Genomic DNA, 15,907 nt, shown 5'->3' with positions numbered 1-15,907 from the left:
GTCCGGGGCGGGCCGGCGGTGCCTTTGCGAGGGCCGCGTCATTGTTGCGCCCAGCCTAGCACCGCTCTGCCGGTTCTGTTAAGCGATGCCGGAACGCGGCGGGCAAGCCGCTGCAAATAGGTCACTATCCCCGGGGGGAGATTTCATGCCGCAGACCGACCCGCTCGAATTGACCGCAGCGCTGGTGCGCTGCCCCTCGGTGACGCCGGAAGATGGCGGCGCGCTGGACGTGGTGCAGGGCGTGCTCGAAGGGGCGGGCTTTGCCTGCACCCGGGTCGACCGCGGCGGCATCTCGAACCTCTTTGCCCGCTGGGGCGACAAGGGCCATGCCCGCACCTTCGGCTTCAACGGTCATACCGACGTGGTGCCGCTGGGCCGGCGCGAGGATTGGACCGCCGATCCCTTCGGTGCCGAGATCCGTGACGGTTACCTTTATGGCCGCGGCGCCACCGACATGAAGTCCGGCGTCGCCGCCTTTGCCGCCGCCGCCGCCGATTTCGTCACCGAGACGCCGCCAGATGGCGCGGTGATTCTGGCGATCACCGGTGACGAAGAGGGCGATGCCGATCACGGCACCAGGGCGCTGCTCGACTACATGGACGCGGAAGGCGAGCGCATGTCGGTCTGCCTTGTGGGGGAACCCACCTGCCCCGACACCATGGGCCAGATGATGAAGATCGGCCGCCGCGGCTCGATGACCGCCTGGATCTCCGTGACCGGTGTTCAGGGCCATTCCGCCTATCCGCACCGGGCCAAGAACCCGCTGCCGGCGATGGCACGACTGATGGACCGGCTGGCCTCGCACGAACTTGACCGCGGCACCGAGCATTTCGACGCCTCGACCTTGGCGGTGGTGACCATCGACACCGGCAACCCGGCCAACAACGTGATCCCGGCAGACTGCACCGGCTGCGTCAACATCCGCTTCAACGACGCCCATACCGGCGCCGCGATCAGCGACTGGCTGCGGGCCGAAGGCGACAGGGTGGCGGCGGAGTTCGACGTCAAGGTCGAGATGCGGATCAAGATCTCGGGCGAGAGCTTTCTCACCCCGCCGGGTCCGCTGTCGGAGCTGGTGTCGCGCGCCGTGGCGGCCGAGACCGGCGTCACGCCGGAGCTCAGCACCACCGGCGGCACCTCGGATGCGCGTTTCGTCAAGGATCACTGCCCGGTGGTGGAGTTCGGCCTCGTGGGCCGCACCATGCACCAGGTCGACGAGCGGGTCGCGGTGGACCAGGTGCACCAGCTCAAGGCGATCTACAGTCGCATCCTCAGGGACTACTTCGCATGAGCGTGACGATCACCCGCACCGAGGATCTGGAGACCTGCCTCAAGCTGCGCTTCGAGGTCTTTGTCGACGAACAGGGCGTGCCGCCCGAGATCGAGCGTGATGCCTATGACGACGTGGCGCTGCACCTGCTGGCCATGGACGGCGACCGGCCGCTTGGCACCGCACGCATCCTGCCCAATGGCGAGATCGGCAAGATCGGCCGGGTCTGCGTCATCAAGGAGGCCCGCGGCACCGGGCTGGGCGCGGCGCTGATCCGCGCGGCGCTGGACGAGATGCGCGCCGACGGGCGGTTTTCAAGGGCGGCGCTGGGCTCGCAACTGCATGCCATTGCCTTTTACGAAAAGCTGGGCTTTGCCGCCTATGGCGAGGTCTTCGACGATGCCGGCATTCCGCACAAGATGATGGAACGCACCCTGTGAGGCCACGCCTCGTCGTCATGCTGAAAGAGCCGCACCCCGGCCGGGTCAAGACCCGTCTGGGCCGCGACATCGGCATGACCGAGGCCGCCTGGTGGTTTCGTCACCAGACCGCAAAGCTGCTGCGGCGCCTGCAAGACCCGCGCTGGGCGCTGGTGCTGGCAGTGTCGCCCGACCGCGAGGGGCTGCAGAGCCGCATCTGGCCGGGACATCTACCGCGCATTCCCCAAGGCCGCGGCGATCTCGGCGCGCGGATGGCGCGAGTGCTCCGCGGCCTGCCGCCCGGGCCTGCCTGCATCATCGGCGGCGACATTCCCGGTATCACCAAGACCCATATCGCCCACGCCTTTGCCGCGCTTGGCCGTCACGACGCGGCCTTTGGCCCGGCGCCGGACGGTGGCTACTGGCTGATCGGGTTGCGCCACCCGGCGCGCCAGCCGGCAGGGTTCCTGCAGGGCGTGCGCTGGTCGACGGACCATGCGCTGGCCGACAGCCGCGCCACCCTGCCGGGACATAGCATCGCGCATCTGGCGACACTCGCCGATGTCGACACCGCCGCCGATCTGCCGCAGGCCTCTTTCGCCCGGGTCCGGGCGTCCTCGGCCCCGGCTGGCCGCGCCGGCGAAACGCCCTAGTCTCAAGACAGTCACCTCTTCCATTGCCGCGGTCCGGCACGCGCCCCCGCCCCGCGGTTTGGCAAGTGACGCCCCCGCGCCCCCGTGCTAGGCCTGAGCCATGAGTCAATTGCCCACCAAAGCCCAGATCCTCGAGTGGATCGCCGCCAACCCGACCCTCACCGCCAAACGCGATATCGCCAAGGCCTTCGGTATCAAGGGCGCTGCCCGGATCGACCTCAAGCGCCTGCTCAAGGAGCTCGAGGGCGAAGGTCATCTGGAAAAGCGCAAGAAGACCTATCGCGACCCCGACCGGCTGCCGCCGGTGTCGGTGCTGCAGGTCAAGGAACCGACGCCGGATGGCGATCTCTTTGCCAAGCCGCTAGAATGGCACGGCGAAGGGGTGGAACCGATCGTGCTGGTGGTGCCGCGCGCCTCTGACCCGGCGCTGGGCGAAGGCGACCGCATCCTCGCCCGCCTGCAGGTGGTGCACGAGGAAGACCACAATTACGAGGCGCGGCTCATTCGCCGCATCGGCACCAACCCGCGGCGGATTCTCGGCGTGTTTTCCAAGCGCACCGAGGGCGGTCGGATCAAGCCGGTCGACAAGGGTGCCGACAAGGAATGGCAGGTCGCCGCCGCCGACGTGCATGGCGCCAAGGACGGTGAGCTGGTCGAGGCGGAACTGGCCGGGCCCAAGGGCCGCATGGGCCTGCCCCGCGCCCGCATCGTCGAGCGGCTGGGCGACCCGACCGCGCCGCGCGCGGTGTCGCTCATTGCCATCCACCAGCACGGCATTCCCGACGATTTCCCCGACGAGGTGATCGCCGAGGCCGATGCGATGAAGCCTGCGGGCCTGTCGGGCCGCGAGGACCTGCGCGAACTGCCGCTGATCACCATAGACCCGGCCGATGCGCGCGACCACGACGACGCTTGCTACGCCCATGCCGACGACGATCCGAAGAACAAGAGCGGCCATGTCATCTGGGTCGCCATCGCCGACGTGGCGCATTACGTCCGCCCCGGCTCTGCGCTGGACCGCGAGGCGCGCAAGCGCGGCAACTCGAGCTATTTTCCCGACCGGGTGGTGCCGATGCTGCCGGACCGGCTTTCGGGCGATCTCTGCTCGCTGCACGAAGGTGTGCCGCGCGCCTGTATCGCCGTGCGCATGCAGATCGACGCCCAGGGCGAGAAGCTCTCGCATCGCTTTGTCCGCGGGCTGATGCGCTCGCCCGCCTCGCTGAACTATCAGGAGGTGCAGCAGGGCATGGACGGCGCGCCGAACGACAAGGTCGCGCCGCTGATGGACGACGTGATCCGTCCGCTTTACGCCGCCTACGAGGCGCTGACCAAGGCGCGGGCGGCGCGCCAGCCGCTCGACCTCGACCTGCCGGAGCGGCGGATCGAGCTGTCGGAGGACGGCAAGGTCACTTCGGTCAACTTCCGCGACCGGCTGGATGCGCACAAGCTGATCGAGGAGTTCATGATCCTCGCCAATGTCGCCGCCGCCGAGACGCTGATTGCGAAGAAGGCACCGCTGCTGTTCCGCGTCCATGAAGAGCCGCCGCAGGACAAGCTCGAGAGCCTGCGCGACACCGCCGCTGCCGCGGGGCTGACGCTGGCCAAGGGGCAGGTGCTGAAGACCGCGCATCTCAACCGGTTGCTGCATGACGCCGCCAGCACCGAGGAGAGCGAGCTGATCAACATCGCCACCCTGCGATCGATGACCCAGGCTTATTACAGCCCCAAGAACTTTGGCCATTTCGGTCTCGCGCTGCAGAATTACGCGCATTTCACCTCGCCGATCCGGCGCTATTCCGACCTGATCGTGCATCGTGGCCTGATCTCGGCGCATGGCTGGGGCAAGGACGGGCTCTCGCCCGAGGATATCGACAAGCTGGAGCCGACCGCCGCGCATATCTCGGACACCGAGCGCCGCTCGATGATCGCCGAGCGCGACACCACCGATCGCTATCTCGCGGCCTATCTGTCGGAACGGGTGGGCAACGAGTTCACCGGCCGGATTTCCGGCATCGCGCGCTTCGGCGCCTTCGTGAAGCTCGACGAGACCGGCGCCGACGGGCTGATCCCGATGCGCAACCTGGGGCGGGAGTATTTCCACTTCGATCAGGAGAGCGCGACCCTGATGGGGTCTGACACCGGGCTGACCATCACCATCGGCCAGCGGGTGACCGTGCGCCTGACCGAGGCGGCGCCGGTGACCGGCGGGATCGCGCTGGAGCTTCTGGAGATCGACGGCGCCAAACCGCCGCAGGGCAAGGGCACTGGGCCACGTGGGCGGCGTACGGGCGGCAAGGGCGGGCCGGCAAAGCGCAAGCTGGTGAAGTCGAAGAAGAAGGCTGCAAAGGTCAGCCGCAAGCGGCGGTAGGCGGTGGGCAAAACCCACCTCCGCGTTTGAAGCACAAGCCGCGCCATCGCCGACCCGTGGGGTGGCGATCCGAGGGGTATTCGGCAGCGCTTTATGGCTGCCAAGTCCGAAGATGCTCAGAGCAACGCGCGCACGTCAGCCAAATCGCCGCCCCGGGGGGCGGGTCATGCCGGAGGCATGCATTCGGCATGACGATGGCGCAGCGGCCTCACGGCCTTGATTCCGCGCCGGGGAAGATGTTGACCGGGTGCCCAGACGCGCAGGGAGGGCAATCCCGCCCACCGAAACGCGTCGCCAGTCGCCTCCCTCTACACCTTCGAAGAACAACCCGCGCCATCGCCGACCCGCGGGGTGGCGTTCCAACGTGTGTTCTGCAACGCTTTATGGCTGCCAAGTCCGAAGATGCTCAGAGCAACGCGCATACGTCAGCCAAATCGCCGCCCCGGGGGGCGGGTCGGCGATGGCGCGGCGGCCTTTGGCCTTGATTCCGCGCCGGAGAAATAGTCGACAGGTCGCCCTGAAGTGTAAGATGGGCATTGCCGCCCCCAATCACGTCACCACCCGCAAGGTCAGATTGATCCGTCCGCCGTCCTTGAGCAACGGCGAGGTCCCGAACTTGATTCGGTCCACGCCGTGATGCACCAGTCGCGCCGCACCGCCGATCACCAGCACATCGCCCGACCGCAGCCAGACCGATTGCGTCTTGCCGCCGCGCTCGACGTTGCCCACCCGGAACAGCCCTTCGTCGCCCAGCGAGATCGACACCACCGGCTGCGAGAAATCTGCCTCGTCGCGGTCCTGGTGCAGGCCCATCCGGGCACCCTCGCCGTAGTAGTTCACCAGACAGCTCTCCAGCAAACGCGCTTCCGGCGCTACGTCGCGCCAGACCGCCAGCACCGCTTCGGGAATCGCCGGCCAGGCCATGCCCTCGGGGTGGCGCGGCTCGTAGCGATAGCCGGTCCGGTCGGTCACCCAGCCGAATTGGCCGGCGGCGGTCATCCGCACAGACATCTGCCGCCCGCCCGGCGTCACCGGATGATAGAACGGCGCCTGGCGCACCACCTCGCGCAGGGCCTCAAGCATTTCAACCTGTTGGCCATGATCGAGATAGCCCGGGAAAATCCTCACCCCCCGCAGATCGACCGCCGTCATCGCCGCCCCTTTCCCACTGTCCTCAAGAAATCCTCACGCATTTGCACGATACCGCGCCCCACACCGCTTGCAGCATAGAAACCCGGTCCTTATATACACGCCGAAGCGCGGAACGGGCCGCAAGGCTCACCGCCAATCATTCGGGGTCGGGATGCCGCATATGGGTTCCGCCTCGTGTCATCGCCTTGAAGATTAAGAGGGATCGAAACAATGGGTAAAGTCATCGGGATTGACCTCGGTACCACCAACAGCTGCGTGGCCATCATGGACGGCAGCCAGCCGCGGGTCATCGAAAACTCCGAAGGTGCGCGGACGACTCCGTCGATCGTCGCCTTCACCGACAACGAACGCCTCGTTGGCCAGCCGGCCAAGCGTCAAGCCGTCACCAATCCGGAAAACACCGTCTTTGGCGTCAAGCGTCTGATCGGTCGTCGGTTCGACGACGGAGACCTGGCCAAGGACAAGAAGAACATGCCGTTCAACGTCATCGATGGCGGCAACGGCGACGCCTGGGTCGAAGCCAAGGGCGACAAGTATTCTCCGTCGCAAATCTCGGCCTTCATCCTCGGCAAGATGAAAGAGACCGCCGAAAGCTATCTCGGCGAGGAAGTCGACCAGGCGGTCATCACCGTCCCGGCCTACTTCAACGACGCCCAGCGCCAGGCCACCAAGGACGCTGGCAAGATCGCCGGTCTCGAAGTGCTGCGCATCATCAACGAGCCGACCGCGGCTGCGCTGGCTTACGGCCTCGACAAGGAAAACACCCACACCATCGCGGTCTATGACCTTGGCGGCGGGACTTTCGACGTCACCATCCTCGAGATCGACGATGGCCTGTTCGAAGTGAAGTCGACCAACGGCGACACCTTCCTCGGTGGTGAAGACTTCGACATGCGGATCGTCAACTACCTGGCTGACGAGTTCAAGAAAGAGCATGGCGTCGACCTGACCAAGGACAAGATGGCGCTGCAGCGTCTCAAGGAAGCGGCCGAAAAGGCCAAGATCGAACTGTCCTCCTCGTCTCAGACCGAGATCAACCAGCCGTTCATCTCGATGGACCCGAAAGGCGGCCAGCCGCTGCACATGGTCATGAAACTGACCCGTGCCAAGCTGGAATCGCTGGTCGGCGACCTGATCAAGGCCTCGATCAAGCCCTGCCAGGCAGCTCTGAAAGACGCCGGTCTTTCGACCTCCGAGATCGACGAAGTCGTTCTCGTTGGTGGTATGACCCGGATGCCGAAAGTCATCGAAGAGGTGACCAAGTTCTTTGGCAAGGAGCCGCACAAGGGTGTGAACCCGGACGAAGTGGTTGCCATGGGCGCCGCCATCCAGGCCGGTGTTCTGCAAGGTGACGTCAAGGACGTGGTCCTGCTCGACGTGACCCCGCTGTCGCTGGGCATCGAGACACTGGGCGGTGTCTTCACCCGCCTGATCGACCGCAACACCACGATCCCGACCAAGAAGTCGCAGATCTTCTCGACCGCGGAAGACAACCAGAACGCCGTGACGATCCGGGTCTTCCAGGGTGAGCGCGAGATGGCGGCCGACAACAAGATGCTCGGTCAGTTCAACCTCGAGAACATCCCGCCCGCGCCGCGCGGCATGCCGCAGATCGAGGTGACCTTCGACATCGACGCGAACGGCATCGTGTCGGTCCAGGCCAAGGACAAGGGCACCGGCAAGGAGCAGAAGATCACCATCCAGGCGTCTGGTGGCCTCTCCGACGAGGACATCGAGAAGATGGTCAAGGAGGCCGAGGAGAACGCCGAAGCCGACAAGGCCCGCAAGGAACTGGTGGAAGCCAAGAACCAGGCCGAAAGCCTCATCCACTCGACCGAGAAATCGCTCGAGGAGCATGGCGACAAGGTCGACCCGACCACCGTCGAGGCGATCGAACTGGCCGTTGCCGCGCTCAAGGACGAGCTGGAAACCGACAATGCCGACAAGATCAAGTCCGGCATCCAGAACGTCATGGAAGCCTCGATGAAACTGGGCGAAGCGATCTACAAATCGTCCCAGGAAGAGGCCGGCGAAGAACCTGCACCCGAGGCCGATGGCCCGGCGAATGACGATGACACCATCGTCGACGCCGATTTCGAGGACCTTGACGACGACAAGCGCGCCTGATCGTCGGTGACGACAGCGCGATGGAACCACTGCGGGGGCCGGTCCGGACGACGGGCCGGCCCTCGCATGTTCCGCGAATAGGAGGACGGACTGATGTCCAAACGTGACTTTTACGAGGTTCTGGGCATAGCCCGGACCGCCTCCGCCGACGAGATCAAGAAGGCCTATCGCAAGAAGGCCAAGGAACTGCACCCTGACCGCAATGCCGACAACCCGGAGGCGGAAGCGCAGTTCAAGGAGGCCAACGAGGCCTACGAGATCCTGAAGGACGCCGACAAGAAGGCGGCCTATGACCGCTACGGCCACGCCGCTTTTGAGGGTGGCATGGGCGGTGGCGGCGGGCGTCCCGGCGGCGGCTTCCATCCCGGCCAGCAGGGCGATTTCGCCTCGGCCTTCTCGGATGTCTTCGACGATCTCTTCGGCGATTTCATGGGCGGCCAACGCGGTGGCGGACGCCAGCGCGCGGCGCGCGGCGCCGACCTGCGGTACAATCTGCGGGTGACGCTGGAAGACGCCTATTCCGGGCTGCAGAAGACGATCAACGTGCCCACTTCGGTGGCCTGCGGGTCGTGCAACGGGTCGGGCGCCGAAGGCGGGGCCGAGCCCACCACCTGTCCGACCTGTTCCGGCATGGGCAAGGTCCGGGCGCAGCAGGGCTTCTTTACCGTCGAACGCACCTGTCCGACCTGTTCGGGCCTTGGCCAGACGATCAAGAACCCCTGCAAGACCTGCCACGGCGCTGGCCGGGTCGAGAAGGAACGCGCGCTGTCGGTCAACATCCCCAAGGGGGTGGAAACCGGGACCCGCATCCGTCTGGCCGGTGAGGGCGAGGCCGGGATGCGCGGCGGCCCTCCGGGCGATCTCTACATCTTCATCGAGGTGACGGCGCACAAGATCTTCGAGCGCGACGGCACCGACCTGCATTGCCGGGTGCCGGTGTCGATGTCCGCAGCCGCGCTTGGCGGTGACATCGAGGTGCCGACGATCGATGGTGGTCGCAGCCGCGTGAAGATCCCCGCGGGCAGCCAGTCGGGCCGCCAGATGCGCCTGCGCGGCAAGGGCATGCCCGCCCTGCGCGGTGCCGGCACCGGCGACATGTTCATCGAACTGGCGGTGGAAACCCCGGTCAACCTGACCTCGCGACAGAAGGACCTCCTGCGAGAGTTCGAGCAGCTGAGCGAGGACAACAACCCCGAGAGCAAAAGCTTCTTCTCGTCGGTCAAGGGGTTCTGGGATTCGATGAAGGGCTGATCGCGAGAGATTGGCGTGTCGAGAGGCCGGGGGAGACCCCGGCCTTTTTTGGTTTGAACGGGGCTTTTCTAAGATCGGCGACATGCCTAGGGCTGGCGGTGCGCACGGGGGGCTTGGCCCCCCGGCCCCCCCAGCGGTATTTGGAAAGAGAAGAACGAGGGGGGCGGGTCAGATGATGCCTGTTGCTCTTAGCGGCATCCAGAGGCCCATGAAGATCATCATCAGGTTCTCGGTCAGCGAGACAAAGCCCAAGGGCACGTTCGACGATCCGCCGACGCAGGCGCATTTCAGCTCGCGCTTGTCGATGTAGACCGCCTTGAACACCGAGACCGCGCCGATGGTGCCGATCACCAGCGCAACCGGCGCCGAGACCCAGACCAGCGCGCCGGCCACCATCAGGATGCCGGCCAGGGCCTCGCCGAAGGGATAGACATAGCCATAACGCACCCAGCGCTGCGCCAAGAGGTCGTAGTTCAGGAACATGGTCGAGAAGCTTTCGATGTCCTGCAGTTTCTGCACTGCGAGGAAACACATCGAGATGCTGACGAACCATTCGAAGGCGCGCAGGGTGAAGAGCGTCTCGTAGACCGCCCAGCTCAGCCCCAGGGCCATCAGCGCCGCCACCGCGAAGATCGCGATCACCGGCTGATAGCTCGTGGTGTCTTCGTCGGGCACCTCGTGGCCGAAATGCGCCAGCAAGTCCTCGTAGCCGCCGATGCGCTGGTCGCCGATGTAGACCTGCGGCGTCGTCTCGACCCCGTGGGTGCGCATGAATTTGTCAGTCTCCTCGCGGGAGGTCAGCGGGTGGTCGATCAGGTCATAGCCCTGACGCTCCAGCAAGTCCTTGGCCTTGAGACCGTAGGGACATGTGTGCGCATCGGTCACCATGCGGAAGAGATGCGCGGTTCTTTCGTCGGCGCCGTCGATCATCCTGCACCTCCGCAGCGATAGATGCCGCGATAGCCGACGGTGTGGCCCTTCTCGAGATCGAAGATCAGGTCGGCGGCGTCTTCGGGCGCGCCCTCGGCGGGCCGCACCCGCATTGCCACGCCGTCGGCGGTAAAGCCGTTGGTGCCATCGGCGCTGAGCTCGATCAGCTTGCCGTTGAGCTTCATCACCGCTGCCTGACCACCGGCCGAGACCGCCAGCACCGCCGGGCTTTCGATCGTGCGCAGGAAGCGACAGGGGCTGTCGTCGCCCAAGACCGTGGCGACCTCTTCCTCGGTCAGCGCCTCGGCGTCGAGCGAGGGCAGGTCAACCTCGGCAAGCGCCTCTTCGACGCTGGCCACTGGCGCCGGTTCCTCGGGCGCGCGGGCGGGGAGCGGTTCACCGGTGTTCTCGCCCTCGAGATCGGCGATCAGGTATTTCATCTCGGCGATCTCCTTGTTCTGCGCCGCGATGATCTCGTCCGCCAGCTTGCGCACCCGCGGGTCGGAGATATTGGCGCGGCTCGAGGTCATGATGGCGATCGAATGGTGCGGGATCATCGCCCGCATGTAGCTGACGTCGCCGACGGTGACCTGGCTGCGCACCAGGTAGAGCATGCCGGCAAAGACCGCGATGCTGCCGGCAAAGATCGCGGCATTGACCGCCTTGTTGTCATACGTCGACAGCATGAACCCCAGCATGATCACCGCCATGGCGGCACCCATCAGCAGGGCCATGTAAGCGCGTGTCTCGCTGAAGGTCGCATGCGGCCAGAGGTAGGTGTTGAGATACATCAATCCGAACATCACCACGGTGGATGTGGCAATCATCGCGAAAAAGCGCCCGTATGACATGTGAGACCTCCTGAACAGCAGACGACGCAGGGTCAACGCGCTTCCCGCGCTGGAAGGTTCCCGGAACAGTGCATTTTGTTCCCGGGCGGCGTTAACCCGGCGTTTACCCCGGGCGCGGAATGCTGACGGGATGGAGCGAAACCGATCCCTTGCCGAGGCGCCGCTGCCGCTGTTTGGCGGTGACGAGGCCGCCGCCCCCGAGCCGCTGGCCCCGGGCACCCGGCTGCCGTCCTACATCCGCGATCATCGCAAGCGGCTGCGGACGCGGTTCCTGTCCGGCGGGGCCGAGGCGCTGCCGGATTACGAGATGCTCGAGCTGGTGCTGTTTCGCGCCATTCCGCGGCAGGACGTCAAGCCGCTGGCGCATCTACTGCTGGCGCAGTTCGGCGATTTCAACCGGGTGATCTCGGCCCCTGTGGCGCGGCTGGCCGAGGTCAGGGGCGTGGGCGAGGCGGTGATCTGCGAGCTCAAGCTGATCGAGGCCGCGGCGCAGCGGCTGGCGCGCAGCCGGGTGATCGCGCGGCCGGTGGTGTCCAGCTGGGAGCAGCTGATCGCCTATTGCCATACCGCCATGGCGCATCGCGAGACCGAGGAGTTTCGCGTGCTCTACCTCGACCGCAAGAATACCCTGATCGCCGACGAGGCGCAGGGCCGCGGCACGGTCGATCACGTGCCGGTCTACCCGCGCGAGGTGGTCAAACGCGCGCTCGAGATCAATGCCTCGGCGCTGATCCTGGTGCACAACCACCCCTCGGGCGATCCGACACCCAGCCGCGAGGATATCGACATGACCGCGCAGGTCGAAACCGCCGCCCGGGCCCTTGGGCTGGTGCTGCATGACCACATCATCATCGGCAAGAGCCGCGAGCTGAGCTTTCGTTCCGAAGGATTGCTTTAGAAGGCTTGGGTCCCGGCAGAAGCCGCGACCTAGCCCCGCGCCGACCAACTGGCCGAGGCATGGCGGCGGGTGTAGAACTCGCCCATCAGCCCGATGGTGATCAGCCCGATCCCCAGCCAGATCGGATATTCGAGGTTGGAATTGCGCGGAAAGTAATTGACGAAGGCATAGCCGCGCGACTGGTCGATGGCATGAAACAGCGGGTTCCAGTCGAACATCGTCAGCATGTAGCTGGGCAGCGTATTGGCCACGAACATCTTGCCCGAGGCAATCATGTTGGCGCGCTGGTAGATCGACGAGATGATGCTGATCGCCGAGGGAAACCACGGCTTGAGCGCCAGAAAGACCATGCCCACGGCGGCACCGGTGAACCAGGCCAGCAGCAGCATCCCCATGCAGCCGATCGGATCGTGAATGTCGACATCGACAAAACCCACGTCATAGATAAACAGCACGATCAGCACCGAGAGCACCTGGATGTAGAGCGCCGCCAGCATGCCCGACAGGATCGAGATGATGGTGTTCATCGGCGCATGCTGCATCATCGGCGCGGTCGGCCCCTCGGCCCCCACCACGGCGCTCATCGTCTTGATATGCGTCATGTAGAGGAAGATGCCGGTCATGATGTAGATCAGGAAATCGCCGCGCAGCTTGAGCCCGCGCAGGCCGAGGACGGTGAACATCACGTAGAAGACCATCACCATGATGATGGTCTGCAGCACGTTCATGAAGATCGACATGAAGGCATTGCCGTGGGTCTTGCGCACATGGCGTACCGCGCCGTGGTAGACGAGCTCCATCGTCGTCACGACGGAATCCAGCGTCGTCCTTGGGCGTCGTTGTACGAACATGAGGCTCTGCTCCGCCTGATTTTGGCCGGGATGGCACGGAATTCTTGCTGTTCCGTTACGGCTTGAGCATAACCCCGGGGAAATCAGTTATCAAATTAATCCGCGCGATCCGCGCAAGGAGCCAGAATGAATTACGATACTCTGACGAAAGTGATGCGGCGGCTGGCGCTCGAGGCGGGCGACGCGATCATGGAGATCTACAACGCCGACGATTTCGAGGTGAAGACCAAGTCCGATCTGAGCCCGGTCACCGCCGCCGACGAGGCCGCCGACGCGCTGATCTCGGCCGGTCTGAGAGAGGCCTTTCCCGATGTGCCGCTGATCACAGAAGAGCAGGCCGACAGCCATGACACCCGCGCCGATACCTTCCTGATCGTCGATCCGCTCGACGGCACCAAGGAATTCATCAACCGGCGCGGCGATTTCACCGTCAACATCGCCTATGTCGAAAGCGGTGTGCCGGTGCGCGGCGTGGTCTATGCGCCGGCGCGCGAACGGCTGTTCTACACCTCGGCCATGGGCAACGCGATGGAAGAGGCCGGTCCCTTCCTCAAGGAGGCCGCCGGCGAGACCACACCGATGAAGGTGCGCGAGGCCGACAATTCCGCGCTGCTGGTGGTGGCGTCGAAATCGCACCGCGATCAGGCGACCGATGATTACATCGGCCAGTACGAGGTCGCCGACATGAAGAGCGCCGGTTCTTCGCTCAAGTTCTGTCTGGTGGCCAGCGGCGAGGCCGACCTCTATCCGCGGCTCGGCCGCACCATGGAATGGGACACCGCCGCCGGTCATGCGGTGCTGAACGGTGCCGGCGGCAAGGTGGTGCGTTTCGACGATCACAGCCCCCTGGCCTATGGCAAGGACGGCTATGCCAACCCGTTCTTCATCGCCTATGCCCCGACGGTCGAGCTGAAGGAAGGCTGAGCCGTGACCCGCCCGGTCAGCGTCGTCATCGTGTCGCACGGTCGCGAGGCCGCGCTGAAACGGTGCCTGACCGGGGTGCGCCAGCTGCTGTATCCGGCGTTCGAGGTGGTGGTGGTCGCCGACCGCCACAGCCTCGCCATGCTGCAGGAACTGCCGCTGGCGTTGGGGATCAAGACCGCGCCCTGCGACGCGGAAAACATCAGCCTCGCGCGCAACATCGGCCTCGGGCTGGCGGCGGGCGAGGTGGTGGCCTTTGTCGATGACGACGCGGTGCCGGAGCCGACCTGGCTGACGCATCTGGCGGCGGTCTTCGACGACGAAGAGGTCGCGGCGGCCGGCGGCTACGTGCGCGGGCGCAACGGCATCTCCTGGCAATGGCGCGGTGCCTGGGTGGACGGTTGCGGCGAACGGCATGAGCTGCCGCTGGACGGCGACCGGCCGGTGGTGCTGCATCCGAAACCCGAGCGCGCGATCAAGACCGAAGGCACAAACATGGCCTTTCGCCGCGATGTGATTGCCGAGATCGGCGGCTTCGACCCGGCCTTTCGCTTCTTTCTCGACGAGACCGACGTGAACCTGCGACTGGCCCGCGCCGGGCATGCCAGCGCGCTTGTGCCGCTGGCGGTGGTGCACCACGGCTTTGCCGAAAGCGCCCGCCGCCGCGCCGACCGGGTGCCGCGCGATCTCTTCGAGATCGGCGCCAGCCTGGCGGCGTTCCTGCTGCGCCATTGTCCCGCGGCAGAGCGGGCGCCGCGACAGGCGCGCTTTGCCGAGGAACAGCGGGGACGGCTCCTGCGGCACATGGTAGCCGGCAGGCTCGAGCCGCGCGACGTTCGCCGGCTGTTGGCGCGGCTCCATGCCGGCTTTACCGGGGGCGGCACACGCCTGCCCGCGCCCCTGCCCGCCCTGCCCCATGCCGCCGCGCCCTTTGCGCCGCTGCCAAAGCGCCCGGCGCTGCGACCGAAGCTGTCCTGCGGCCGCTGGTGGCACCGCGCGCGCCTGCGCCGACAGGCCGCGCATGACGCCGCCGCCGGTCACGTCTCGACCGCGATGATCTTTTCGCTGACACCGGCCTATGCCAAAGTGCATTTCTCGCCCGCCGGCTTCTGGGAGCACAGCGGCGGCCAGTTCGGCAAATCGGAGCGATCCGAGCCCTTTTTCACCCTGCGCCGTCTGCGCCGGAAGTGCGATGCTGAAATATCACGCATCCGCCGCGAAAGGGGTTTGACCGGCGAGTCGTGAATCGTATTGCCAGTTTGGAATCGGGTAGGACTGGTGTAGATATTTTAGAAACCCGTGAGAATTTGAGGGCATTTATGCGTACCAAGGTTACAAAAGCGATTTTTCCCGTTGCCGGTCTCGGCACCCGGTTTCTGCCGGCCACCAAGTCGGTGCCGAAGGAAATCATGACCTTGGTCGACCGACCGCTCATCCAGTACGCGATTGACGAGGCCCGCGCCGCCGGGATCAAGGAGTTCATCTTTGTCACCTCCCGCGGCAAGGGTGCGCTCGAGGATTACTTCGATCTCGCCCCGCAACTCGAGAACGAGCTGCGCAAGAGCGGCAAGACCGAGCTTCTTGAGATCCTGAAATCCACCAACATGGAAAGCGGCGCGATTGCCTATATCCGCCAGCACAAGGCGCTGGGTCTCGGCCACGCGGTCTGGTGCGCGCGGCGGTTGATCGGCAACGAGCCCTTTGCGGTGATGCTGCCCGACGACGTGATCGCGGCGGAAAAGCCCTGCCTGCAGCAAATGGTCGAAGCCTATCAGGAGAATGGCGGCTCGATGGTGGCGGCGATGGAAGTGCCGCATGAGAAGACCTCGTCTTACGGCGTGCTCGACGTCAAGGAAGAGATGGGCGATCTGGTCTCGGTCAAGGGCATGGTCGAAAAGCCCAAGGCCGACGAGGCGCCGTCGAACCTCGCCGTCATCGGGCGCTACATCCTGACGCCCGACGTGCTGCGCAACCTCAACAAGATGAAGCAGGGCGCCGGCGGAGAGATCCAGCTGACCGACGCCATCGCGCAGGAAATCACCGAGGGCCGCAACGTCTTTGGCATGCGCTTCAAGGGCCAGCGTTTCGACTGCGGCTCCAAGGCGGGGTTCCTGCAGGCGACCGTGGCCTTCGGTCTGGCGCGCGAAGAGCTGCGCGATGACCTGCACGGCTACCTGCAACAGCTGATGGCCGTGGATCAGGCGGCGCAGTAACCC

At 65.4% G+C, this 15,907-nt stretch carries 14 protein-coding genes; 10 read left to right on the top strand and 4 right to left on the bottom strand.

All coding sequences use genetic code 11. The features are described 5' to 3' along the window. Positions 1-145 precede the first annotated feature (145 nt). The 4 genes from dapE (at position 146) to rnr (ending at position 4,710) form a co-directional block, all read left to right on the top strand. On the top strand, positions 146-1,291 hold the full coding sequence (gene dapE, locus ACN0SE_RS14380) for a succinyl-diaminopimelate desuccinylase (RefSeq protein ID WP_417525223.1): 1,146 nt from the start codon (positions 146-148) through the stop codon (positions 1,289-1,291). Continuing rightward, positions 1,288-1,710, top strand: coding sequence for a GNAT family N-acetyltransferase (locus ACN0SE_RS14375; RefSeq protein ID WP_417525222.1), 423 nt, complete (start codon positions 1,288-1,290; stop codon positions 1,708-1,710). Before dapE ends, ACN0SE_RS14375 begins: the two co-directional genes overlap by 4 nt. A 17-nt stretch (positions 1,711-1,727) precedes the next feature. Further along, positions 1,728-2,342: a TIGR04282 family arsenosugar biosynthesis glycosyltransferase gene (locus ACN0SE_RS14370; protein ID WP_417525221.1), complete on the top strand. Its 615-nt coding sequence runs from the start codon at positions 1,728-1,730 to the stop codon at positions 2,340-2,342. Positions 2,343-2,442: 100 nt separating this feature from the next. Further along, on the top strand, positions 2,443-4,710 hold the full coding sequence (gene rnr / locus ACN0SE_RS14365) for a ribonuclease R (protein WP_417525220.1): 2,268 nt from the start codon (positions 2,443-2,445) through the stop codon (positions 4,708-4,710). A 549-nt stretch (positions 4,711-5,259) separates the two neighbouring features. Here the strand turns inward: rnr and ACN0SE_RS14360 are convergent. Beyond that, positions 5,260-5,862, bottom strand: a complete 603-nt coding sequence (locus tag ACN0SE_RS14360; RefSeq protein ID WP_417525219.1) for an alpha-ketoglutarate-dependent dioxygenase AlkB family protein — start codon at positions 5,860-5,862, stop codon at positions 5,260-5,262. A 210-nt stretch (positions 5,863-6,072) separates the two neighbouring features. Between ACN0SE_RS14360 and dnaK the strand changes: the two genes are divergently transcribed. Both dnaK and dnaJ read left to right on the top strand, forming a co-directional pair. Further along, complete coding sequence (dnaK, locus tag ACN0SE_RS14355; RefSeq protein WP_417525218.1) at positions 6,073-7,989, top strand: molecular chaperone DnaK; 1,917 nt, start codon at positions 6,073-6,075, stop codon at positions 7,987-7,989. A 93-nt stretch (positions 7,990-8,082) separates the two neighbouring features. Continuing rightward, a complete protein-coding gene (gene dnaJ / locus ACN0SE_RS14350; RefSeq protein WP_417525217.1) occupies positions 8,083-9,240 on the top strand; it encodes a molecular chaperone DnaJ in 1,158 nt (385 codons plus the stop codon). A 168-nt stretch (positions 9,241-9,408) separates the two neighbouring features. Here the strand turns inward: dnaJ and ACN0SE_RS14345 are convergent, their stop codons facing one another. Then, positions 9,409-10,170 carry a MauE/DoxX family redox-associated membrane protein gene (locus tag ACN0SE_RS14345; protein WP_417525216.1) on the bottom strand — a complete coding sequence of 254 codons (762 nt, stop codon included), beginning with the start codon at positions 10,168-10,170 and terminating at the stop codon, positions 9,409-9,411. Continuing rightward, on the bottom strand, positions 10,167-11,021 hold the full coding sequence (locus ACN0SE_RS14340; RefSeq protein WP_417525215.1) for a DUF6692 family protein: 855 nt from the start codon (positions 11,019-11,021) through the stop codon (positions 10,167-10,169). The genes ACN0SE_RS14345 and ACN0SE_RS14340 overlap by 4 nt, the downstream gene beginning before the upstream one ends. Positions 11,022-11,151: 130 nt before the next feature. Between ACN0SE_RS14340 and radC the strand changes: the two genes are divergently transcribed. Beyond that, positions 11,152-11,919 (top strand): RadC family protein, encoded by a 768-nt coding sequence (radC, locus tag ACN0SE_RS14335; RefSeq protein WP_417525214.1) that lies wholly within the window; start codon positions 11,152-11,154, stop codon positions 11,917-11,919. A 29-nt stretch (positions 11,920-11,948) separates the two neighbouring features. On the opposite strand, the gene ACN0SE_RS14330 is transcribed toward radC, so the two are convergent. After that, positions 11,949-12,770, bottom strand: coding sequence for an ABC transporter permease (locus ACN0SE_RS14330; RefSeq protein WP_417525213.1), 822 nt, complete (start codon positions 12,768-12,770; stop codon positions 11,949-11,951). 126 nt (positions 12,771-12,896) lie between these two features. Between ACN0SE_RS14330 and cysQ the strand changes: the two genes are divergently transcribed. The 3 genes from cysQ (at position 12,897) to galU (ending at position 15,904) form a co-directional block, all read left to right on the top strand. Then, on the top strand, positions 12,897-13,694 hold the full coding sequence (gene cysQ, locus ACN0SE_RS14325) for a 3'(2'),5'-bisphosphate nucleotidase CysQ (RefSeq protein WP_417525212.1): 798 nt from the start codon (positions 12,897-12,899) through the stop codon (positions 13,692-13,694). A gap of 3 nt (positions 13,695-13,697) precedes the next feature. After that, positions 13,698-14,936, top strand: coding sequence for a glycosyltransferase family 2 protein (locus ACN0SE_RS14320; protein WP_417525211.1), 1,239 nt, complete (start codon positions 13,698-13,700; stop codon positions 14,934-14,936). A 74-nt stretch (positions 14,937-15,010) separates the two neighbouring features. Then, the gene (gene galU, locus ACN0SE_RS14315; RefSeq protein WP_417525210.1) at positions 15,011-15,904 is read left to right on the top strand and encodes a UTP--glucose-1-phosphate uridylyltransferase GalU; all 894 of its coding nucleotides are present in this window, start codon (positions 15,011-15,013) and stop codon (positions 15,902-15,904) included. The last annotated feature ends 3 nt before the right edge of the window (positions 15,905-15,907 follow it).

Source organism: Marinovum sp. (genome assembly GCF_048263515.1).
Lineage (GTDB): Bacteria > Pseudomonadota > Alphaproteobacteria > Rhodobacterales > Rhodobacteraceae > Marinovum.
Note: the sequence above shows the minus strand (reverse complement) of the source record. Positions and strands in the feature narration are given on the sequence as shown.

What these genes read in the sequence shown, in the direction of transcription:
- dapE (WP_417525223.1), top strand. Translation starts at nt 146, where the DNA reads ATGCCGCAGACCGACCCGCTCGAATTGACCGCAGCGCTGGTGCGCTGC.
- ACN0SE_RS14375 (WP_417525222.1), top strand. Translation starts at nt 1,288, where the DNA reads ATGAGCGTGACGATCACCCGCACCGAGGATCTGGAGACCTGCCTCAAG.
- ACN0SE_RS14370 (WP_417525221.1), top strand. Translation starts at nt 1,728, where the DNA reads ATGCTGAAAGAGCCGCACCCCGGCCGGGTCAAGACCCGTCTGGGCCGC.
- rnr (WP_417525220.1), top strand. Translation starts at nt 2,443, where the DNA reads ATGAGTCAATTGCCCACCAAAGCCCAGATCCTCGAGTGGATCGCCGCC.
- ACN0SE_RS14360 (WP_417525219.1), bottom strand. Translation starts at nt 5,862, where the DNA reads ATGACGGCGGTCGATCTGCGGGGGGTGAGGATTTTCCCGGGCTATCTC.
- dnaK (WP_417525218.1), top strand. Translation starts at nt 6,073, where the DNA reads ATGGGTAAAGTCATCGGGATTGACCTCGGTACCACCAACAGCTGCGTG.
- dnaJ (WP_417525217.1), top strand. Translation starts at nt 8,083, where the DNA reads ATGTCCAAACGTGACTTTTACGAGGTTCTGGGCATAGCCCGGACCGCC.
- ACN0SE_RS14345 (WP_417525216.1), bottom strand. Translation starts at nt 10,170, where the DNA reads ATGATCGACGGCGCCGACGAAAGAACCGCGCATCTCTTCCGCATGGTG.
- ACN0SE_RS14340 (WP_417525215.1), bottom strand. Translation starts at nt 11,021, where the DNA reads ATGTCATACGGGCGCTTTTTCGCGATGATTGCCACATCCACCGTGGTG.
- radC (WP_417525214.1), top strand. Translation starts at nt 11,152, where the DNA reads ATGGAGCGAAACCGATCCCTTGCCGAGGCGCCGCTGCCGCTGTTTGGC.
- ACN0SE_RS14330 (WP_417525213.1), bottom strand. Translation starts at nt 12,770, where the DNA reads ATGTTCGTACAACGACGCCCAAGGACGACGCTGGATTCCGTCGTGACG.
- cysQ (WP_417525212.1), top strand. Translation starts at nt 12,897, where the DNA reads ATGAATTACGATACTCTGACGAAAGTGATGCGGCGGCTGGCGCTCGAG.
- galU (WP_417525210.1), top strand. Translation starts at nt 15,011, where the DNA reads ATGCGTACCAAGGTTACAAAAGCGATTTTTCCCGTTGCCGGTCTCGGC.